Raw genomic sequence first — 20,336 nt, 5'->3', positions numbered from 1 at the left:
AACAATATAGTCGATCACACGCATTCCCGGTAGGGCGTCCTGCCGGGTGCTCCTCCCGCTTCTTCTTCGCAGCGCCGCTGCAGCGTGCGGATGACGCCGGCGCGCAGGCCCGCCTGCACCGGCGCCACCTCGTCGATGCCGAGTTCCTCGACCAGCGCCACCAGCATCGCCAGCGCCCCGGCCACCTGCGCCGCCCGCCCTCCCTGCGGCCACTGCGCCGCCATCCTTGCCAGGCCGCCTTCCTCGATGGCCGCGCGGCGCAGCGCGTACAGGCGCCCGGCATCGAGGCTGGGCGCCTGCCCGAGCAAGGCATCGGCCAGTTCCGCCAGCGCGCGCACGCTGCCCGAGGCGCCATGGGCGCGCGGCCAGCCGCGCATGCCGGGCGCCGCGCCGGCATCGGCGAAGCGGCTGCGCGAGGAGTCCAGCGCCGCATCGAAGGCGCCGGGACCGATGCCGTCGCCGAAGAAGGTGAGGCCATGGCGCAGCGCGCCCACGCCGAACGAGTACACGCGCTCGATGCGTTCGTCCTGCCCCAGCACCAGTTCGGTCGAGCCGCTGCCGATGTCGAGGACCAGGCGGCGCTGGCCTGGGTTCTCGTGCGCGTCGCCTAGCGCAGCTGCAACGCCGAGGTAGACCAGGCGCCCTTCTTCCTCGGCGCCGATGACGTCGACCGGATGGCCGATCGCGCGCGCCGCGGCCGGCACGAAGACCGCTGCGTTGCGCGCCATGCGCAGTGCGGCGGTGGCCACCACGCGCACCGCACGCGGCGCCCACAGCGCCAGCACGGCGCGGAAGCGTTCCAGGCAATCGAGGGCGCGGCGCATGGCGTCGGCGCCGATGCTGCCGCCGGCTTCGAGTTCGGCGCCCAGCCGCACCGGTTCGCTCAGGGTCGCCACCACGCGCACCCGCCCCCCTTCGACGCTGCCCACGTGCAGGCGGAAGCTGTCCGAGCCGAGTTCCACGGCGGCGTACAGGGGCACTGCAGGCGAATTGGTCATCGGCGGGCGTGTTGACAGGTCAGCATGCAGTATGACGGGGGTTTGTGACGGGGAGATGACGGGAGGGGCGTTTACGTGCGTATCCGCCTGCCCGCAACGCTCAAACCGCGCCCTCTTCCGCCTGCATCACGCGATTGCGCCCAGCCGCCTTGGCCGCGCGCATCGCTTCGCCGGCGCGCTGCAGCAGGATCGCATTGCTGTCGTCGGCGCGGATCGTGGTCACGCCGAAGCTGGCCGTCATCGAAATCATGGCGCGCTCGGTCTTCACCGGCGCCGCCTCGATCGCGGCGCGCATGCGTTCGGCCACCAGCGCCGCTTCGGCGCCACCGGTGCGCGGCAGCAGCAGCGCGAACTCGCCGCCGACCAGGCGCGCCAGCTGGTCGCTGTCGCGCAGCTGGCGCTTGCACAGGGCGGCGACGTGGCGCAGCACGACGTCGCCGGCCGGGTGGCCGTAGCCGTCGTTGACGCGCTTGAAGCCGTCGAGGTCGAGCACCACCAGCGCGGTCGGCTGGCCGGGGCGGCGCGCCAGCGCCATCCAGGGCGCCAGCGCGGCAAAGAAGCCGCGCCGGTTCGGCACGTCGGCCACGGTGTCGACTGTCTCCAGGCGCGCCAGTTCCGCCTGCAGGCGTTCGCGCGCCAGCAGCAGGCAGCCAAAGGCGCCGGCCAGCATCAGCAGATACAGGGCGGCGCTGGAAAGCTGGCGCAACAGCTCGTGCGAGAGCCAGCGCCAGCCGTCGGGCATGACCAGCACCAGCAGGCCGCGCGCGGCGACCACCAGCGCCAGCAGCGCGGTGGTAATCGCCAGCACGCGCTGCAGCATGCCGGCCTGGCGCCAGTCCTGGGCCAGGGCCGCGGCGGCCAGCAAATAGAAGCCGCCCAGCAGCAGCAAGGCGGCCAGGTTGCGCAGGCCGATGTCGTCGATCAGGTAGCAGACCAGGAACACAAGCACCGCGGCCACGGCCAGCGGCACCATGGCGCGGCGCCAGCGCGGACGGTTGGCCGCTTCCCACAGCGATCCGGCTTCAAGCGCAACGCCGCCGATCAGCAGGGCCCAGCCGGCCGGCAGCGCCAGCGCCTCCGGCAGCACGCGCGCCCCGCCCAGCGCCAGCAGCACCCAGGCCGCCGCCTGCACCTGGCGCGACAGGCTCCAGCTGGCCAGGCCTGGCGCGCGCGCGGCGCCGTAGTCGAAGAAGAACAGCAGGCTGCACAGGGCCAGGTTGCCGAGTGCCAGCACCAGCACCATGGTGGTGGAATCGAGGTTCATCATGATGTTCAGAATTCGTGTTCGACGTTGACGGTGCCGTCGCCGACCCGGCTGGCCCAGGCGCGTTCCCAGCAGCTGCGGTCGTGCTCGCCCGGCGCTTCGTTCCAGAACACGATCAGGGTGCCCTTGTGGTCGTGCAGCTGGGTCAGCCGCTCGACGAAGCCGGCATTGCCCTCGCTCTCGGCCAGCGCCATCTCGTAGCCGTACACGCGGTTGAGCCGCTCGATGCGGTCGGGTTCGGTGAGGCTGTTGGTGGCGGTGATCGTGGGGTGATCCAGGAACATGAAGAACTCCGTGTGGGGGCAAGGGTCAGCTTATCAGAATTTAATGCCTGCAAACAAGGCAAGGACGATGCCCGGCCCACCCCGCTATACTGGCGCCATGCCTTCCGAATCCGATCCGGGACAGTCCCTCGCGCCCCTGGTGCGCACCGTCGGCGACCGCCGCACGCTGGAATTCGTGCCCGGCGATATCCAGAGCGAGATGCTGCTGTCGCGCCCCGACGCCCTGGTGCTCGACTATTCGCGCGCCATGATGTGCTTTGCCCTGTTCGTGCCGCAGCCGCGCCATATCGTGATGGTCGGCCTGGGCGGCGGCTCGCTGGCCAAGTTCTGCTATCGCCACTTCCCGCAGGCGCGCATCACGGTGCTGGAAATCAGCGCCGAGGTGATTGCCCTGCGCGAGCAATTCCACGTGCCGGCCGACGATGCGCGCCTGCGCATCATCCACGCCGACGCCGCCCGCTTCATTGCCGGCGCACCAGGCAGCTGCGACGTGATCCTGGTCGACGGCTTCGACGCCGCCGGCATGCCGCCGGAACTCGGCAGCGCCGGCTTCTACACGGCTTGCCGGCGCGCCCTGCGCGACGGCGGCGTGCTGGTGGCCAACCTGCTCAGCTACGACCCGCAGTATGCGGCACTGCGGGCGCGCGTCGACGCCGCCTTCTACCACCGGGTCTGCCGGTTCGCAGGCATCGCCGGCAACAACCACATCCTGTTCGCCCTGCGCGCGCCGCGCCGGCCTGATTCCGGTTCGGCGCCGGCGCCCGGCGTGCAGCGCCATGCGCGCCTGATGCGGACCCGCGGCCTGCGCCTGGCCTGCCTGAACCGCCTGCTGGCGCGCGCCTTGGTTGCCTGGCTGGCACGCCGTCCTGTCTGATCCGGACGACAGGCGCCGACGGCTGCCGCACCGGACGCGGAAGTGGTTGGCGAAAAGCGCGGAACCATGGCACACTTCCGGGCTTTGGTGCCTTTAGGCAAGCAAATTTTCCTGGAACAATACATGGTGCGTCGCCTGTCGTTTTCCCTCACCCGCGCAAGCGTCCTGACCCTCGGCGCCGGCCTGGCCGCCTCGTGCGCGCTGTTCGTGGGCGTGAGCCATCTTGAATACGACAACCTCGCCCTCTCCTTCAGCCAGCGTGCCGACCAGCGCGTGGCCACGGTGCGCCAGGGCCTGCACGACGCGGTCGAAGTCGCGGCCGTCACCAACCAGCTGTTCGCCCTCGGCGCGCCGGTGACGCGCGAGCAGTTCCACGACTTTACCTCGCCGCTGCTGGTGCGCCACCCCTTCATCAAGGCCTTCAATTTCCACCGCGTGGTCGACGACGCCGAGCGCCCCGCGGTCGAGGCCGAACTGCAGCAGATCCTGCCGGGCACGGTGATCGGCGAGGTGCGCGACAGCCGGCGCGTGCCGGCCGAGCGGCGCGAGCGTTACCACATCGTGTATTACCTGGAACCGATGCGCGGCAACGAAGCCGCCTTCGGTTTCGACGTGGGCGTGCGTCCGCAGTTCGGCCAGGCCCTGGCGCGCGCCCAGGCCGACGGCCGCGCCGCCGCCACCGCCCTGTTCCCGCTGATCCAGGACCCACAGCCCCAGCCCAGCTTCCAGATCGTGATGCCGGTGCTCGACCGCAACGGCAAGCTGCTCGGCGACACCGGCGTGGTGGTGCGCGCGCGCGAACTGGTCAGCAGCGTCCTGGCCGGCGCCAACCTGCTGGGCGACAAGCAGATCGTGATGTCGGTGTACGCGGCGGCGCGCCCGGATCCGGCCAACCTGGTCTTCAGCACCCGCGACGAAGGCGCGCCGCTGCCGCAGGACACCATGGCCGCCTGGCTGGCGCCGCAGCACCGGTCAAACCTGGTGCACACCCTGGACGTGGCCGGCCGCCCCTGGCTGGTGGAAGTCACCGCCCTGCCGCGCCCCTTCGCCGCCGACCACCTGGCCTCGCTGGCGATCCTGGCCGGCGGCATCCTGCTCAGCCTGCTCAGCGCGGCCTGGGTACAGGCCTCGGGCGTGCGTACCCGTCTCGTGCAGCAACTGGTGCGCAAGCGCACTGCCGACCTGAAGCGCACCAACCGCCGCCTGGTCGACGACATGGTGGCGCGCGAACGCACCGAAAAGGCCCTGCAGCACAGCGAGCAGCGCTTCCGCCAACTGGTGGCGATGTCCTCCGACTGGTACTGGGAGCAGGACCGCGACCTGCGCTTCACGACCATCACCGGCGGCTTTGCCGAAAAGTCCGGCGTCGCGGTCGACCGCCTGCTTGGCAAGACGCGCTGGGAAGCCCTGGCGGGCGTGGAAGAAAGCGAAGCCGGCCGGGCCCACATCGCCCAGGTCAAGGCGCGCGAGGCATTCACGAACTTCGAGTACCAGCTGGCCGACGACAACGGCGACACGCGCTGGTTCCTGGTCAGCGGCCAGCCGGTCTTCGACGAGCACGGCAACTTCAGCGGCTACCGCGGCACCGGCTCGGACATCACCGCGCGCAAGCTGACCGAGCAGCGCGTGCACCACGTGGCCCAGCACGACGTGCTGACCGGCCTGCCGAACCGCTCGCTGCTGCAGGACCGCCTGGAACAGGCCGTGGCCTACGCCAGCCGCAGCGGCAAGCCGGTGTGGGTGATGCTGATCGACCTCGACCGCTTCAAGTTCGTCAACGACAGCATGGGCCACAAGGCCGGCGACGTGCTCCTGATGACGGTGGCGGCGCGATTGCGCTCCTCGCTGCGCGACCTCGATACCGTGGCGCGCCTGTCGGGCGACGAGTTCGTGGTGATCCTGTCCGAGCATGGCGAGCAAATCCTGAGCCCGGACATCGTGCAGCGCGTGATGGATGCCGTCGCCCAGCCAGTGATGCTCGGCCCCAAGGAATTCTTCGTCACCTGCAGCGTCGGCGTATCCGTATTGCCGAGCGAGGGCACGGGCGCCGACGAACTGATCGAGCATGCCGACATCGCCATGTACCGCGCCAAGAAACTGGGCCGCAACAACTTCCAGTTCTATACCCCGGCCATGAACGAGGAATCGCTGGAGCGCGTGCGCATCGAAAGCGCATTGCGCAATGCCCTCGAACGCGACGAGTTCGTGCTGTATTACCAGCCCCAGCTGGACATGAAGACCGGCAAGATCTGCGGCATGGAAGCGCTGATCCGCTGGCAGCATCCGGAACTGGGCATGGTGCCGCCTGGGCGTTTCGTCAGCATCGCCGAGGAAACCGGGCTGATCGTGCCGATCGGCGCCTGGGTGATGCGCACCGCCTGCGCCCAGAACAAGGCCTGGCAGGATGCCGGCTTCGACAAGCTGCGCGTGGCGGTGAATCTGTCGGCGCGCCAGTTCAGCGCCCCGGACCTGATCGAGGGCCTGGAACGGGTGCTGCTCGACACCGCCCTGGAGCCGAAATACCTGGAAATCGAGCTTACCGAGAGCCTGTTCATGAGCGACATCACGCCGGCGGTCGAGCTGCTGCACCGCATGAAGGCGCTCGGCGTGAATTTGTCGATCGACGACTTCGGCACCGGCTACTCGAGCCTCTCTTACCTGTCGCGCTTCCCGATCGACGTGCTGAAGATCGACCGCAGTTTTGTTGCCGACATCACGCGCGACGCCAACGACGAAGCCATCGTGACCTCGATCATCGCCCTCGCCCACAACCTGAAACTGGCCGTGATCGCCGAGGGCGTGGAGACCGGCGAGCAGCTCGACTACCTGCGCCGCCACGGCTGCGACGAAATGCAGGGCTATTATTTCAGCCGCCCGCTGCCGGCGGCGGAGTTCGAGCAGTTGCTGGTCGAGGGCCGCGGGTTGCAGCCAAGCGAGATCGCTACGCCGCCGGAGCAGGCCGCGGCTGCAGCTGCGGCGTAAGCCGTAGAATAATTATATCTATGTAGAAATTTCTACATCATTCCACTAGAATTGCGCTTTTCTGGTGCAACGTGGAGTAGATGACATGGAAGATGTAGAAACCCGTCCGGCGGCACAGGCACAGGCGCGGGTGGTGCGCACCGACCTGCGCACGCGCGACCTGGTGAACCAGGCGGTGGCGTCGGTCCCGACCCTGGGCTTGCAGCGCGCGGCGGAATTCCTGGCGGCGATGAACGTGCCGGCGGAGATTGCGGTGCGCACACTGGTGTATCCGCATCGGCGGCGCCGGGGGTAATTGGTACAGGCGTGAAACCAGAACAGGGTTAGCTTTAACCCCGTTCATTCAAACAATTCAGCTACGCGGTTCCTGCGCCAGGATGTCGGCCAGCGATTCCTGGCCCTTGGCCGTCACGATAAAACCACCTTCTTCGCGCGCGGCGATGTGGTTTTTGCGCATCAGGAACCCGACTACATCGGCCTCGACCGCGGCAGCAGGATCCTGCGACAGCGCCTTCAGCGCGCCGATACAGCTGCGCAGGAACAGGACCTGCTGCCCTTTTTCGGTCAGCTCGAGCCGGCCGTTGCGGGCATAGGCCACCATTTTCAGCCCGGCGAGGCGCTTGGCGTTGCGTCCGACACAGGCATTCACCCGGTCGCTGGCCACGCCGCCCCGGATCATTTCCAGCGCGTTGTATTCGTCGGTCGTCAGTTTTTCGTTCTTCATTGCCACTTTCAAGGTTTGTTGCGGCCGTCATGGTAACCGGCGCGCCGCCCGGGGGCAACCTTGGCGCTCGGATTGCGGCTCAGCGCAGCGAACGCAGGGCAATCCAGACCAGGCCGGCGCCGACGATGCCGGCCACGGCCAGCACGCCCTGGAAACGGCGCGAGGTGAAGCCGCGGTTGCGGCCGAGGTAAATCTTGTTGTGCAGGGAATTGCCCATCTGTGTTACTCCGAAATTCAGTCATCTGTGAATGGATATTATAAAAAAATCCATAAACAGGGAACGTTCGGCACCGAACATATTTGTAACTTTGTGTGAATTACAACATCTTCGATGGCGCGCGCCGGTCTTGCGATACGACTGTTAGGATTGTTCCAACATTCGCAAGCAAAGGAGCGCAGCATGAACACACGTCACCAGACCACCGACCCGGCCGCCAAGGGCGGCGCCATCCTGCACGAGGACGACATCGGCAGCGGCGAGAAAACGCCGGGCGAAAAGGAAACCGAGGAAATGATCAAGGAAATCCCGCCCTTGAAGTCGGACGACAAGCAGGACAAGGCCTGAAGGGACAGGGACGTAATACAGGGGCGGGGTCGAACCCGCCCTTGTTGTTTGTACTGCGGTTTTTATTGCGGTTTGTACTGCGGCTTTACTGCGCGCGGATCGGCGGCTCGGGTATCACGGGCTCCTCGACCGGGGCGTGCGCCGGATCGGGCACGTCGTCGGGAACCGGAATCGTCGGCGGGGTCGGGGTCTGCTCGGGTTCGGGCGTCGAGTGGGCGCGCAGCGTCTCGCGGTGCGTGAGCGGGTCGGTGATGTCCATCATCGTCCTTTCTGTTGTCATAAGCGCCTGGGCAGCGCGACAGCATTGCCCGGGGCGCCTGGTAATATCTTAGTGGTTCTGCTTCTGCTTGGCGCCGCCGCCGGCGCCTTCGCCGGTACCGGCGCGCACGCGCGACTTCTCGTCGTGGTTGCTCTTGTCTTCCTTGCCGGCGCGTTTCTTTTGCAGGTCTTGTTCAGACAGGTTGTCCGACTGCTTGTTCTGTGGGCCGCCGCCCGATTTCGATTGGCTCATCATGCTCCTCCGTGGTGGTGAAAACGTTGACGTCTGGCGCAGCCTAGCATGGAAGAACCGCGAGGGTTTTCAATCGTGCGCGAGCGTTGAAGCCCCGGTATAGTGGCGTTTTCTTTCCATCCATCCGACCATGAAGCTGCGTTCCCTGATCCTCTCCGCCGTCCTTCCCGCAGCGGCCAGCGCCGCCCCGATGCAGCTGGCCGACTACATGGCCCTGAGCGGCCCGGCCCCGGACGCCCACGTTGCCTACGGCCCTGCCCCGTCGCAGTATGCCGAGCTGTTCCTGCCGCAAGGCGCCGGCCCCTTCCCGGTGGCGGTGCTGGTGCACGGCGGCTGCTGGACCGCGAAGTTCGGCGGCATCACCCAGCTGCGCAACATGGCCGGCGCGTTGCGCGCGCGCGGCATCGCGGTGTGGAACGTGGAATACCGGCGCGTCGACGAAGCCGGCGGCGGCTATCCCGGCATGTACCAGGACATGCATGCCGCCCTCGACACCCTGCGGGCCCAGGCCGGCGCGCATCGGCTCGATCTCGGGCGCGTGGTGGCGGTCGGCCATTCGGCCGGCGGCCAACTGGTGCAGTGGATTGCCGGCCGCGAACGCATCCCGGCCGGCAGCGTGCTGCACCGCCAGCAGATGCTGCCGGTACGCGCCGTGGTCAGCCTGGGCGGCCTGGCCGATTTGCGCCGCGAGCGGGAGCTGATCAAGGCAAGTTGCGGCCGCGATACGCCGGAGCTGGCCGGCACGCCGAGCCAGGACCGGCCCGACGTGTATGCCGACACGAATGCCGCCGAGCTGATGCCCAACGGCAGCCACACGATCCTGGTGACGGGCGAACTCGACACGATTTCGCCGCCGCGCGTGGCGCACGACTACGCGGCGCGCGCACAAGCCGCCGGCGACCGCGCCGAGGTGGTGATCCTGCCGGGCGCCAGCCACTACGACGAGGTGGCCGCCACTTCCCCGGCCTGGCCGCAGGTGCTGGGCGCCATCGAGCGCGCCCTGGCGCAGTCGAAGCCCGCCGCGCCGGCCGCTACGGCTGCCGCTTCGCCAAAGGCGCCTTGAGCACCACGTCGCCGACGGGCACGGCGACGCAGGGCAGCAGGTAATCCTCGCGCTTTTCCTCGATCGACAGCCCCGGCCACTCGACCAGGTAGCGCACTGCCCCGCTCTCGAGGCGGCAGAGGCAGGTGCGGCAGGTGCCGTTGCGGCAGGAGCTGGGCAGCGTGAAGCCGGCGGCCTCGGCCGCCTGCAGGATGGTCTTGCCGTCGGCCGGGAAGGTGCATCCGAGCGGTTGCAGCGTGATCGTGGCCGGGGGCGTAGGATGGGATGTGGCATCGGGGCGCATTCGACCGATTGTAGCGCCTGACGCCGCTTTGCTGTGGCGGCCATGCTCAGTACGTTTCCGCACAGACCGGAAAATGCCGCGCGCCTACGCTGGGGTCTCTTTCAGTAAGTACGCAGGTGCCCAATGCAAAAAATCATCGCCCCATTTTTCCTCGCCGCTTGTGCCGGCGCCGCCAGTATCGCTTGCGCCCAGGTCGCGCCCCAGCCAGCTCCCCAGATGGGTGCGCAGGCAGGTACGCAACCAGCCGCAGCCGTCCAGCCAGGCCAGCCGGGCCAGCCCGTGCAGGCCGATGCCGCCGCCGAGCGCGCCGAATTCGAGCGCCTGCTGCGCGCCCAGGTCCTGCTCGACCGCCTGCATTTCTCGCCCGGCGAGATCGACGGCGAATACGGCTCGAACATGCGCCAGGCCCTGGCCACCTTCCAGAAGACCCGCAACCTCGAAGCCAGCGGCAAGCTCGACGACGCCACCTGGAACCTGCTCAACCAGGACACCACGGCCACGCTGACCGCCTATGTGCTGACCGGCGAAGACGTCGACGGTCCCTTCGTGAAGATTCCCGAAGACATGATGGAGAAGTCCAAGCTCGACAAGCTGGGCTATGCCTCGTCGCTCGAAGGGCTGGGCGAGAAATTCCACGCCAGCCCGGACCTGCTGGCGCGCCTGAACCCCGGCAAGACCTTCACCCGCGCCGGCGAACAGATCGTGGTGCCGGCCGTGCACGGCGGCGCTCCGCTGCCGCAGGCGGCCAAGGTCGTCGTCAGCGACAGCCGCAAGGTGCTGATGCTGTTCGACGGCGCCGACCGCCTGATCGCCCAGTTCCCGGCCTCCACCGGCAGCGAGCACGATCCGCTCCCGGTTGGCAACTGGAAGATCGAGGGCGTGTTCCCGAACCCGACCTACAACTACAACCCGAAACTGTTCTGGGATGCCGACCCGGGCCACAAGAAGGCGACCGTCCCCGCCGGCCCGAACAATCCGGTGGGCGTGGCCTGGATCGACTTGTCCAAGCCGCACTACGGCATCCACGGCACGCCGGTGCCGAGGTTCATCGGCAAGACCGAGTCGCACGGCTGCATCCGCCTGACCAACTGGAGCGCCGCCGCGGTAGCGCAGGTGGTGGGCGCGGGCACGGACGTCGTGCTGCAGCAGTAAGGGCCGGAGCGGTGTTCGTCTAATCAGCGCAGCCGGCGCGCGGCGCCGGGCGTATCGTCAAGGAGGTAGGGCATGAGATGGCTGGTCACATTCTTGCTGGGCGTGCTGGTGGGTGCGGGTGGGCTGTTCGTCTACCTGCGCCAGATCGCGGACGCGCCCGATCCGATCGTCATCGATGGCGGCGCCCTGCCCGCGCCGCCGGCCGCACCCGCGGCGGGGACCTCGTCGCCGGAGAATCCCCTGGTGCAGACCGACCTGGCGAATGCCGACCTGCCGATCCGCCCTGCCCCGCGGGCCTCCACCGGCACGCCGTCGGCGCCGGAACTCACGGCCGACGGCAACATGCCGGGCAAGCTGCTGGTGCCGGTCGAGGGCGTCGCCTTCGCCCAGCTGACCGACACCTTCGACCAGCCGCGCGGCCAGGAACGGCATCACGAGGCGCTCGACATCGTGGCGCCGACCGGCACCCCGGTGCGTGCGGCGGGCGACGGGCGCGTGGTCAAGCTTTTGAACAGCAAGCCGGGCGGGATCACCCTGTACCAATTCGATCCGAGCGAGAAGCACGCCTATTACTACGCCCACCTGCAGCGCTATGCCGACGGCATCCAGGAAGGCCAGCAGCTCAAGCGCGGCGATGTGATCGGCTACGTTGGCGCGACCGGGAACGCGGACCCGAATGCGCCGCACCTGCATTTCGCAGTGGTGGCGCTGACGGCGGAGAAGCAGTGGTGGAAAGGGACGCCGGTCAATCCGTATCCGATGCTGGGGGATTGAGCGCGCATGGCCGGGAACGGATGACCGTACGGTGGGCACCCCGTGCCCACGCGGTTACGGGCGTCTCCGATTGGCCACGTGCGGCGAGGGATCGCTCGAAACGTGTCCGAAAGCCGATGGCGTTTTGTGGCCTGGTGATACCTTGCGAGCGACTATTCGCGGCACGTGTCCGGGAGATAAGCACGTAACCGCGTGGGCACGGCGTGCCCACCGTACGGTTGGCGTCAGCGGTTTCGTACGGTGGGCACCCTGTGCCCACGCGGTTACGGGCGTCTCCGGTTGATCACGTGCGGCGGCGGATCGCTCGTAACGTGTCCAGCGGCCGCGATCGTTCGTGGCCGTTTCATGCTTTACGAGCGACGCCTCACGACACGTGTCCCCGGAGAGGAACACGTAACCGCGTGGGCACTTCGGTTGAGAGGCCCCCGGCCTCTCAACCCCCACCGTACGGGGAGGGTCAACAATAGATCGCCAGCGCCGGTTTACGGCGATACTTCATCCACATCCGCGCCGACATTGATCGCGGCATACGCCCGCTGCACGGCAATCGCTTCAGCACTCGCCACGCCATACAGTTCCTGCGCGGCCTCGACCATCTTCTCGCGTGCCCCGGCGTAGTTGGTGCTCGATGTGAACTTGGTGGTATTGGCCTTGAACCAGATCTTGAAGGCCTTGTCGGTGCCGATGCCGGTCATCGCTGCCGGGGACTTCACCAGGTACTTGCTGTAGTAATCCCCATCCTTGTCCGCCTTCGAGCCCTGCGACAGGAAGTAGAACATCCGGTTGTTCGGCCCGCTGCTGTAGTGCACGTCGAGTCGGCGCAGTGCGGTGCTCCAGGCGTCGGGGCTGCTGCCGTCCTTGCTGGGGCGGTACATCCAGCGCAATGGCGTCTGTTCGCGGCTGATCTCGGTGCCCAGCATCCAGTCGTTGCCGCCGCTCGGGATCGCTTCGCCCTTGCCGCCGGCGCGCGCGTAGGCTTCGACGATCTCGCCGCCGATGTCCGAGCTCGATTCGTTCAGCCCGCCCGATTCGCCCGAATACACCAGGTCCGACGTGGCGGCGGTCACGCCATGGCCCATCTCGTGGCCGATCACGTCGATCGAACCGAGGCTGGTGAAGCTGGAACCGTCGCCGATGAACATGCAGGCGCAGGTGTCGCTGTAATAGGCGTTGTCGTAGGCGTTGTTGACGTGCACGGCGATGTAGGTGGACGTGTTGTGGCCGTCCAGCGATTGCCAGCCGAGCACGTTCTTCAGCGCGTCGTAGGTGTTCATCAGGCCCCACATTGCGTTCACGGCGGCGGTCTGGCCGTTCTCGTCCGTGGTAGAGCCGCCGCGCACGTACTGCTTGCCGTCGCCCCAGGTGTTGGTGGCGTTGGTGTACATCTTGCCGGCGCTGCTGCCGTTATTGGCGTTGGTGATCGCCATGGCGCCATGGGCGCCGCCGGTGCCGCGCTCGGGGTCGAGCATGCTGTACGCGCCATCCTTCAGGGTGGTGCTGATCGGCACTTCGCCGTTGTACTGGCTCTTGCCGATGCCGATCACGGATTGCACCATGCTCCAGCGGTCGATGATGTGGGCATCCCTGGCGCTGACAATGGTGTCGAAGTACAGCGGCCTGCCGTTTTGCTGCATGCGCGTGCGCACCAGGTAGGCCAGTTCATAGTGGTCGACCAGCTCGACCACGTCGACGGCGTTCAGCTCGGACTCCAGCTTGTCGGCAGCGCCGGGGGTGCGCTCGATGCGCATGACCGGGTAGATCAGGAGCTCGGCGGTCGGTGGCACCACGTGAGTGGCAGGCGGCGCCGCCGGCTCCGCCGTGGCCACAGGCGTACCAGTTGCCACCGTGGCGGCCACCGCCGCGTCGATGGCCGCCTTGGAAAAGATGGATGGCTTGACGCTGAAGTCGGCCGTCATCGGACGCAGGCGGTTGGCATTGCCGCGGCCCAGGTGCAGGCGGCGCTCCGAGGCCGCTTCCGACACGATGGCGCCGGCATTGTCGAGCACCACCACCGACTCGGAACCGAATACCCGCAAGCCCTTGTAGGTGTGGGCGGCGCGCACCACCTGGGTGCCCTGCACGCCCGGATGCTGCCTGGTCACGACGAAGCTGTGGTTGGTGTCGAGTCCGCGGCTGGCGCGCTGCGCGGCCAGTTTCGATACCAGCGCCGCGCTCGCCTGCGCGGACGCGGCCTTCGACGTACTCATCATCGGCGCCGCCACTGCGCCACTCGCGAACAGGGCGCCCACGGCACTGGCCAATGCGGTTGCCAATGCGGTGGCCATGGCTTTGGCCAGCAGGGTTGTATGAACACGCATCTCGTCTCCATTCGAATGGATGCCGGCCGCACGGGCGAACCGGTAACCATCGAAGTGTGGACGAGCCTCACACGCGCTTATTGCTTAAACGCAAGAAGCCCCGCCGCGTGCGCCTGGGCGCAACGGTCGGGGCGGGTGTCAGGCCGCTGCTGCGCCGCTCAATCCCAGCGGTCGCCGGGCGTGGTCTTGTCGCGTTTCAGCAGGAAGTAGGCAGCAGCGCCGATGGCGCCGGCAATCGCGACCTTTTTCGCCAGCCCGGCCTTGTTGTACTGCCATTCGGACTTGATGCCCATTTCGCCGAGGATGTTGGGCACGTGGCCGTGGGCCAGGTCGTCGACCACGCCCTCGACCACCTGCACGCGGTCGGCCGCCAGCAACAGCAGCCAGCGGCGGATGTCGCTTTCGGTCATGCTGAAGGCGGCGCGGCGGATCATGCCCGACACGCCCGACGGCGGCTGCGCGGTGCCGAACAGCTGGGTGATGCCCGGGCGTTCGGTGGAGACCAGGACTTCGACGTTCTGCGGCTGCGGCGACGGCTCGGCGATGTCGGCCGGGGTGTAGCGCGGCGGGGTGCGTTCCATCGGCACGCCGGGACGGTTTTCGCGCTCGAGGTCGGCGCCCCAGCCCTTGATGTGGCTCATCTGGTCGCGGGTCGGGCGCACTGCGCGCAGCTGCGGCTGGACCTCGGTCGTGTGGCCGTGGTGGCAGGGTTGGTCGAGATCGTGGGTATGCCCCTGGTGATCGTCGTGCTGCTGCATGTCGGTACGGTTTTCCATGGTGCGGTTTTCCATACGTGGCTCCTTATTTCGCAACGCTCGCCGTCACCGCACGCACCTCGTGGGCACGTGGCGGGATCAGGATCGGCTTGATGCAGTTGTCGAGTTTGCTCGAGAAGATGTGATAGGCGTCCGACACTTCTTCCAGCGGAATGCGGTGGGTGATGATCTGCTTCGGATCGATGTGCCCGGCGCGGATGTGCTCGATCAGGCGCGGCAGGTGGCGCTTGACGCTGGCCTGGTTCATGCGCATGGTGATGCCCTTGTTCAGCGCATTCCCGATCGGCACGGCGTTGAAGGTCGGGCCGTAGATGCCGACGATCGACACGTTGCCGCCCTTGCGTACCGAGTTGATGCACCAGTGCAGCACGGTGGCGGCGCCGGCCTGCATCTTGAGCAGGCGCCCGGTGACGGTCTGCGCCACGCTGCCGGCAGCGTCGCCGCCGACGCAGTCGATGCAGACGTCGGCGCCGAGCCAGTCGGTCATCTTCTTGATGTGCAGGGCCATGTCGCCCACGTCCTTAAAGTTGACCACCTCGCACTGGGCGTAGCGCTTGACGAATTCCAGGCGGTACTCGAGCTCGTCGACCACGATCACGCGGCCGGCGCCGAACAGCCAGGCCGACTTGGCGGCAAAGATGCCGACCGGGCCGGCGCCGAACACGACGACCGTGTCGCCTTCCTTGATGCTGCCCATTTCGGCGGCCTGGTAGCCGGTGGGCAGGGCGTCGGTGAGCAGGACGGCGTCGTCGTCGACGATGTCCTCGGGGATGATCGTCGGGCCAACATCGGCCATCGGCACGCGCACGTATTCGGCCTGGCCACCGTCGTAGCCGCCGGCCGTGTGCGAATAGCCATAGATGGCGCCGACCGCGGTGGCCTGCGCATTCACATTGTGGCAATTACCGTAGAGTTCTTTCTGGCAGAAGAAGCAGGAACCGCAGAAGATGTTGAACGGCACCAGCACGCGGTCGCCCACTTTTAATTTCTGCACGCCGGAACCGACGTCCTCGACGATGCCGATGAACTCATGGCCGAAGGTATGGCCGACGCGGGTATCGGGCACCATGCCGTGGTACAGGTGCAGGTCGGAACCGCAGATGCAGGAGCGCGTCACGCGCACGATGGCGTCGCCCGGGTGTTCGATCACGGGGTCGGGCTTGTGTTGGGCGCGTACGCGGTAGGGTCCGCGGTAATTCATTGCCAGCATAGATTCCTCCTCGAAAGTGTGCGAGGCCCGCCGCCATGCGAGCCTGTCAGTTCTTTCAAGCTTATACCAAAACACCAACGAACACGTTACCTAAATGGAATAAAATGCAAATTTTTGTCAGGATAACTCGACAATATGCAGAGATTATTCACATCAGGAAAGCGCTCGTTCCGCGCGGCAGCCTGAATGCATCAGAGCTCGCGCGCGTCGAAGGTATTGCACTGCTGGACGTCGCCGCTGTCGATGCCGCGCCGGAACCAGCGCACCCGCTGCGCCGAGCTGCCGTGGGTGAACGAGTCCGGCACCACGGTGCCCTGCGACTGGCGCTGCAGGGCGTCGTCGCCGATGGCAGTGGCCGCGGCCAGCGCGGCTTCGACGTCGCCGCTTTCCAGGATGGCCTGCTTCTGGTTGGCGTGGTAGGCCCAGACGCCGGCCAGGCAGTCGGCCTGCAGCTCCAGCTTCACCGACAGCGCATTGCCCTGCTTTTCAGACGCGTTCTGCTGGGCGTTGTGCACCTGGTCCGAGGTGCCGAGCAGGTTCTGCACGTGGTGGCCGACTTCGTGGGCAATCACGTAAGCCTGGGCAAATTCCCCGGCCACATTAAAGCGCTCCTGCATCAGGCGGAAGAAGCTGAGGTCGATGTAGACGGTCTGGTCAGGCGGGCAATAGAAGGGGCCGGTGGCGCTGTTGCCGGTGCCGCAGGCGGTATCGGTGCGGCCTTCGAACAGCACCAGGCGCGGCGGTTTGTAGGTGCCGCCCCCCTCCTTGAACAAAGGCGTCCAGGCATCTTCGGTCAGGGCGAGCACAGTGCCCACGAAACGCGATTCGCGGTCGGTGGCCTTGGGCGCGTCGGCCTGGCGCTGCTGCTGCACCTGCGGCGAGGGGCCGCCGCCACCGCCGAGCAGGCCCAGCACCACGCGTGGGTCGACGCCGAAGAAGATCGACGCCACCAGGGCGATGGCCACCGTGCCCAGCCCGATCGAGCGGCCGCCAAAGCCGAAGCCGCCGCCACCTCCCCCACCGCCCTCGCCGCGGCGGTCCTCGACGTTATCGCTCTCGCGTCCTCCTTCCCACTTCATTTCGACCGCCGCAGGTTGCTGGAATTCAAGCTTTCACGCGCATCCTTGCGGCGAAATTCGTCGTCGGTGGCCAGGCCGGCGCGGGCCTCGTCGTTCAGGTGGCGTTCGTTGCGTTCGCGCTCGACTTCGCGTTCGACGCGCATGTGTTCCTGGTCCGGTAACAGTGGCTTCATGATGTTCCTTGTGCTGGATGCGTGGTGAAGGCAGCCGGCGTCTTGCCGGCTGCGCCATGGTAGCAGTATGGACGGCCCGCGCGCGCCAGTATGTTCGGGCATTCACATAGCTCTGCACTGGCGCACATGCATGACGATGCAGGCCGCTGCGCGCTATGTGCGCTGGCGAACAGAGTATGCCTGGCGAATCCCCGATGCTCAGGGCATGACCTCTTCCCTCCACGACCCCGACGCCCTGTTCGAACTGGGCCAGGCCCTGCAGCACGCAGGCTACCGCTTCGTCACCATCACCCCCGCCAGCCACCGCCGCGTGAACGGCCGCGAAGGGAATGCGCGCGCCGTCGACCTGCGCGGCGTGTTCGGCTGGAGCCGGCCGTTCACCGAGGATACCGTGCCGGGCGAGATGCTGGCCCTGATGCGCCGCGCCGGCGTGCTGCGCGAACGCAACGGCCACCTGTGCGCCACCGTGCGCGCCTCGACCATCGGCGAGCGCCTCTACTTCCACTCGGCGTTTCCAACGCGCGAAGACGACGCCGTGTTCTTCGGCCCCGATACCTACCGCTACGTCGCCGCCCTGAAGCGCTCGATGGAAGCCATCGCGCCGCCGCGCCGCGCGGTCGACATCGGCACCGGCAGCGGCGCCGGCGCCATCGAGGTCGCCTGCCGCTTCCCGGACTGCGAGTCGGTGGGGGCGGACATCAACGGCTTCGCCCTGTCCCTGGCTGCGGTGAACGCGCGCCTGGCCGGCGCCGCCAACGTACCGACCCTGCACAGCGACCTGCTGAAAGACCTGGATGGCGGCTTCGACCTGGTGCTGTCGAACCCGCCCTACATCCTCGATCCGTCGGAACTGCGCTACCGCCATGGCGGCGGCATGCACGGCGCGGCGCTGTCGGTGGACATCGTCGAAGCGGCTCTGGAACGGCTGCGGCCGGGCGGGACCCTGCTGCTGTACACGGGCGTTGCGATCATCGACGGGCGCGATGCATTCCTGGACACGATCCGGCCGCGCCTGGACGCAGGCTGCCCCGGCTGGCGCTACGAAGAGCTCGACCCGGACATCTTCGGCGGGCAGCTCGACTGCGAGGGTTACGAGGACGTGGAGCGGATCGCGGCGGTGTGGCTGCACGCGACCAGGGCGTCGTAATTACAGGTACTTGAGCCAGGCCAGATCGCGCCGCCGCGCCTTGAAGCGGCCAAAGGCGCGCACCGCGGGGTATAGCGCCAGCGTCAGCACGAGGGCCAGCACCCACACCGGCCACACGCTGTCGAAGCGCGGCGCGATGCCGGCAGCCTGCAGTCCGCGCGCCATCGCCTGCAGCACATACAGGTGCAGGATATAGAAGAACATCGGCGCCGACCCCAGCACCGCCAGCCATGCAGCCAGGCGGCCATCCTTGCGCTCGAGCAGGAAAAGCAGGAGCAGGCCGATACCCAGCGTCAGCGCCGCGAACAGCAGCGAGGGCGGGTACTTGGTCACGTTCAGGAAAGCCATCAAGGTCTCGCCGGCCGTGGCGCCGGCGGCCCATGGGCGGTCGCCGTACACGTCCAGCGCGCGCAGCACCACGAACACGCCGAGCGCAACGCCTGCCCAGGTCAGCAGGCGCCGCTGGCGCACCGCGGCGGACACGGCGCCGTCAAACCACGGGCCACACGCATAGCCCAGGCAAATGATGCCGATCCAGGGCAGCACCGGATACGAGGTACGCAGGCGCAAGGTCTCGGACACCTCGATCCAGCCACGGTCGTGCAGCACCGCCCACAGCGCGTGCAGCGGGTGGCCGACGTCGAAGTGCAGCGGGTCGAGCAGGTTGTGGCCGGCCACGATCAGGAAGCCGAGCACGATCAGCGCCGGACGCGGCAGCCGCACCAGCAGGGCCAGCGCCAGCATCGACAGGCCGATGGCCCAGATCACTTGCAGGTAGACGACGTTCGGCGGAAAGGCCGCGGTCCAGGCGAAATTGATGACGGTCAGTTCCAGCACGACCAGGAAGAGGCCGCGCTTGGCGAGGAAGGATGCCGCCGCGCCCTTCCCCTCCGGCTGGCGCGACGCATACAGGAAGGCGGACAGCCCGGTCAGGAACACGAACACCGGCGCGCACAGGTGGGCGACCAGGCGCGAGGCGAACAGCGCGGGCGGCGTGGCGGCCACGACCATCGGATCGGCCACTTGCAGGTGCAGGAGGAAAGTCTCGCGCACGTGGTCGACCAGCATGAAGATCATGACGAGGCCGCGCAGGGCGTCGATGGCGAGGATGCGGCGCCCGGTGGAATGGGCCTGGAGTGCTTGCATGGGATTGGGCTGCGCCGGCAGCGTTGGGTTAAAGAACAGCAGGCGGCGCGGCCGGCATGCGAACGGAGGCCGCCACGCCACAGGGGGTGGGGCCGTCCTTAATGATAACGCACTCTTGATATCGAAGCCAGCGTCCGCTTAGCCGGCAACCAGCATCGCCCCCGCCGTTACCAGCAGCACCAGGCAGAACAGCATGCGCAGGCGCGCCGCCGGAAACTTGTGCGCCAGCGCCACGCCCGCCGATACGGTGAGGATGCCGCCGACAGCCATCGGCACGCCCACGTCCCAGGCCACGTGCTGGCCCTGGGCATAGGCGAACAAGGCAATCGCCGAACTCGGCACCACCAGCGCCAGCGCCGTGCCCTGCGCACGGGTCTGCTCCATGCGGAACAGACTGACCAGGGCCGGCACCACCACCAGCCCGCCGCCGATGGTGAAGATGCCCGACATGGCGCCGCTGACGATCCCGAGCAGCGGCAAAGCCGAACGCGTCATCTGGCGCGGCGCGGCCAGCTCGGCGCGCAACTTCCCCTTGCGCAACAGGCCCTGGCCGAAGTAGAGGGCAAGCGCAACCAGGAACAGGGCAAACGCCACCCGCAGCACGCCGGAGTCGATGCCGCTGGCCAGCCGCCCTGCGACGTAGGCGGCCACCATCGAGAATACGCTGATCGCGGCGACCGCGCGCAGATCGATGCGGTGCTTCTGGTGGTAGCGGAAAAAGCCGATCAGCACGTTCGGCACGATCATGACCAGGGCCGTGCCCTGGGCCAGGTGCTGGTCCATGCCGTACAGCCAGGCCAGGGTGGGAATGGCGATCAGGCCGCCGCCGATGCCGAGCAGGCCGCCGGCGAAACCGAGGCCGGCGCCGAGGGCGGTATTGAGGAGGATGAAGGGAAGCGTGGTGTGCATGGCGTGCGCCGGTTGGGGGCGGAAACGAAAAAGGCTCCCATCGGGAGCCTTTTTCTTACTACTGGCGGAGAGGGTGGGATTCGAACCCACGGTACGGTCGCCCG

General features: G+C 67.5%; 23 protein-coding genes. 8 read left to right on the top strand and 15 right to left on the bottom strand.

From position 1 onward, the window contains the following. Positions 1–14 precede the first annotated feature (14 nt). The 3 genes from QWL29_RS22655 to QWL29_RS22645 all read right to left on the bottom strand — a co-directional run bounded on the left by QWL29_RS22655 (position 15) and on the right by QWL29_RS22645 (position 2,546). Positions 15–998, bottom strand: coding sequence for a Ppx/GppA phosphatase family protein (locus QWL29_RS22655; protein ID WP_305825119.1), 984 nt, complete (start codon positions 996–998; stop codon positions 15–17). Between the two features lie 100 nt (positions 999–1,098). Then, on the bottom strand, positions 1,099–2,265 hold the full coding sequence (locus tag QWL29_RS22650; RefSeq protein ID WP_305825118.1) for a GGDEF domain-containing protein: 1,167 nt from the start codon (positions 2,263–2,265) through the stop codon (positions 1,099–1,101). Positions 2,266–2,270: 5 nt separating this feature from the next. Beyond that, positions 2,271–2,546 (bottom strand): hypothetical protein, encoded by a 276-nt coding sequence (locus tag QWL29_RS22645; protein ID WP_305825117.1) that lies wholly within the window; start codon positions 2,544–2,546, stop codon positions 2,271–2,273. Positions 2,547–2,613: 67 nt separating this feature from the next. On the opposite strand from QWL29_RS22645, the gene QWL29_RS22640 reads away from it, so the two are divergent. The 3 genes from QWL29_RS22640 (at position 2,614) to QWL29_RS22630 (ending at position 6,697) form a co-directional block, all read left to right on the top strand. Then, entirely contained in the window at positions 2,614–3,420 is an 807-nt protein-coding gene (locus tag QWL29_RS22640; RefSeq protein WP_305825116.1) for a fused MFS/spermidine synthase, read from the top strand. 123 nt (positions 3,421–3,543) lie between these two features. Next, positions 3,544–6,402, top strand: coding sequence for a bifunctional diguanylate cyclase/phosphodiesterase (locus QWL29_RS22635; protein ID WP_305825115.1), 2,859 nt, complete (start codon positions 3,544–3,546; stop codon positions 6,400–6,402). 85 nt (positions 6,403–6,487) lie between these two features. Continuing rightward, a complete protein-coding gene (locus QWL29_RS22630; RefSeq protein ID WP_305825114.1) occupies positions 6,488–6,697 on the top strand; it encodes a hypothetical protein in 210 nt (69 codons plus the stop codon). 57 nt (positions 6,698–6,754) lie between these two features. Here QWL29_RS22630 and QWL29_RS22625 read toward each other — a convergent pair whose 3' ends face one another. Both QWL29_RS22625 and QWL29_RS22620 read right to left on the bottom strand, forming a co-directional pair. Continuing rightward, positions 6,755–7,126 (bottom strand): hypothetical protein, encoded by a 372-nt coding sequence (locus tag QWL29_RS22625; RefSeq protein WP_305825113.1) that lies wholly within the window; start codon positions 7,124–7,126, stop codon positions 6,755–6,757. Positions 7,127–7,205: 79 nt separating this feature from the next. Then, a complete protein-coding gene (locus tag QWL29_RS22620) occupies positions 7,206–7,343 on the bottom strand; it encodes a hypothetical protein (RefSeq protein ID WP_229434963.1) in 138 nt (45 codons plus the stop codon). Between the two features lie 183 nt (positions 7,344–7,526). On the opposite strand from QWL29_RS22620, the gene QWL29_RS22615 reads away from it, so the two are divergent. Continuing rightward, positions 7,527–7,691: a hypothetical protein gene (locus tag QWL29_RS22615; RefSeq protein WP_305825112.1), complete on the top strand. Its 165-nt coding sequence runs from the start codon at positions 7,527–7,529 to the stop codon at positions 7,689–7,691. An 85-nt stretch (positions 7,692–7,776) separates the two neighbouring features. Here the strand turns inward: QWL29_RS22615 and QWL29_RS22610 are convergent, their stop codons facing one another. Next, entirely contained in the window at positions 7,777–7,971 is a 195-nt protein-coding gene (locus tag QWL29_RS22610; protein WP_305825111.1) for a hypothetical protein, read from the bottom strand. 48 nt (positions 7,972–8,019) lie between these two features. After that, a complete protein-coding gene (locus QWL29_RS22605) occupies positions 8,020–8,202 on the bottom strand; it encodes a hypothetical protein (protein WP_305825110.1) in 183 nt (60 codons plus the stop codon). A gap of 130 nt (positions 8,203–8,332) precedes the next feature. On the opposite strand from QWL29_RS22605, the gene QWL29_RS22600 reads away from it, so the two are divergent. Next, the gene (locus QWL29_RS22600) at positions 8,333–9,265 is read left to right on the top strand and encodes an alpha/beta hydrolase (RefSeq protein ID WP_305825109.1); all 933 of its coding nucleotides are present in this window, start codon (positions 8,333–8,335) and stop codon (positions 9,263–9,265) included. Here QWL29_RS22600 and QWL29_RS22595 read toward each other — a convergent pair. Then, positions 9,234–9,548, bottom strand: a complete 315-nt coding sequence (locus QWL29_RS22595) for a 2Fe-2S iron-sulfur cluster-binding protein (RefSeq protein ID WP_305825108.1) — start codon at positions 9,546–9,548, stop codon at positions 9,234–9,236. The genes QWL29_RS22600 and QWL29_RS22595 overlap by 32 nt on opposite strands. 123 nt (positions 9,549–9,671) lie before the next feature. Between QWL29_RS22595 and QWL29_RS22590 the strand changes: the two genes are divergently transcribed. Together QWL29_RS22590 and QWL29_RS22585 are read left to right on the top strand one after the other, a co-directional pair. Continuing rightward, complete coding sequence (locus QWL29_RS22590; protein ID WP_305825107.1) at positions 9,672–10,700, top strand: L,D-transpeptidase family protein; 1,029 nt, start codon at positions 9,672–9,674, stop codon at positions 10,698–10,700. A 72-nt stretch (positions 10,701–10,772) separates the two neighbouring features. After that, a complete protein-coding gene (locus QWL29_RS22585; RefSeq protein WP_305825106.1) occupies positions 10,773–11,474 on the top strand; it encodes a M23 family metallopeptidase in 702 nt (233 codons plus the stop codon). A 482-nt stretch (positions 11,475–11,956) separates the two neighbouring features. On the opposite strand, the gene QWL29_RS22580 is transcribed toward QWL29_RS22585, so the two are convergent. The 5 genes from QWL29_RS22580 to QWL29_RS22560 all read right to left on the bottom strand — a co-directional run bounded on the left by QWL29_RS22580 (position 11,957) and on the right by QWL29_RS22560 (position 17,030). Beyond that, positions 11,957–13,792, bottom strand: coding sequence for a M4 family metallopeptidase (locus QWL29_RS22580; protein ID WP_305825105.1), 1,836 nt, complete (start codon positions 13,790–13,792; stop codon positions 11,957–11,959). A 158-nt stretch (positions 13,793–13,950) separates the two neighbouring features. Beyond that, entirely contained in the window at positions 13,951–14,583 is a 633-nt protein-coding gene (locus tag QWL29_RS22575) for a hypothetical protein (protein WP_305825104.1), read from the bottom strand. A gap of 10 nt (positions 14,584–14,593) precedes the next feature. Then, positions 14,594–15,778: a zinc-dependent alcohol dehydrogenase gene (locus QWL29_RS22570; RefSeq protein ID WP_305825103.1), complete on the bottom strand. Its 1,185-nt coding sequence runs from the start codon at positions 15,776–15,778 to the stop codon at positions 14,594–14,596. A gap of 191 nt (positions 15,779–15,969) precedes the next feature. Further along, on the bottom strand, positions 15,970–16,857 hold the full coding sequence (gene ypfJ / locus QWL29_RS22565; RefSeq protein WP_305825102.1) for a KPN_02809 family neutral zinc metallopeptidase: 888 nt from the start codon (positions 16,855–16,857) through the stop codon (positions 15,970–15,972). After that, positions 16,854–17,030 carry a hypothetical protein gene (locus tag QWL29_RS22560; protein WP_305825101.1) on the bottom strand — a complete coding sequence of 59 codons (177 nt, stop codon included), beginning with the start codon at positions 17,028–17,030 and terminating at the stop codon, positions 16,854–16,856. Before QWL29_RS22560 ends, ypfJ begins: the two co-directional genes overlap by 4 nt. 205 nt (positions 17,031–17,235) lie before the next feature. Between QWL29_RS22560 and QWL29_RS22555 the strand changes: the two genes are divergently transcribed. Next, a complete protein-coding gene (locus tag QWL29_RS22555; RefSeq protein WP_305825100.1) occupies positions 17,236–18,177 on the top strand; it encodes a N5-glutamine methyltransferase family protein in 942 nt (313 codons plus the stop codon). Here QWL29_RS22555 and QWL29_RS22550 read toward each other — a convergent pair whose 3' ends face one another. Then, positions 18,178–19,323: an acetyltransferase domain-containing protein gene (locus QWL29_RS22550; protein ID WP_305825099.1), complete on the bottom strand. Its 1,146-nt coding sequence runs from the start codon at positions 19,321–19,323 to the stop codon at positions 18,178–18,180. Positions 19,324–19,461: 138 nt separating this feature from the next. Further along, entirely contained in the window at positions 19,462–20,232 is a 771-nt protein-coding gene (locus QWL29_RS22545) for a sulfite exporter TauE/SafE family protein (RefSeq protein WP_305825098.1), read from the bottom strand. Between the last annotated feature and the right edge of the window lie 104 nt (positions 20,233–20,336).

This window comes from Massilia brevitalea (assembly GCF_030711405.1).
In the GTDB taxonomy this organism is placed as follows: Bacteria; Pseudomonadota; Gammaproteobacteria; order Burkholderiales; family Burkholderiaceae_D; genus Telluria; species Telluria brevitalea.
The sequence above is the reverse complement of the archived record's forward strand: the minus strand, read 5'-3'. Positions and strand labels throughout refer to the sequence as shown.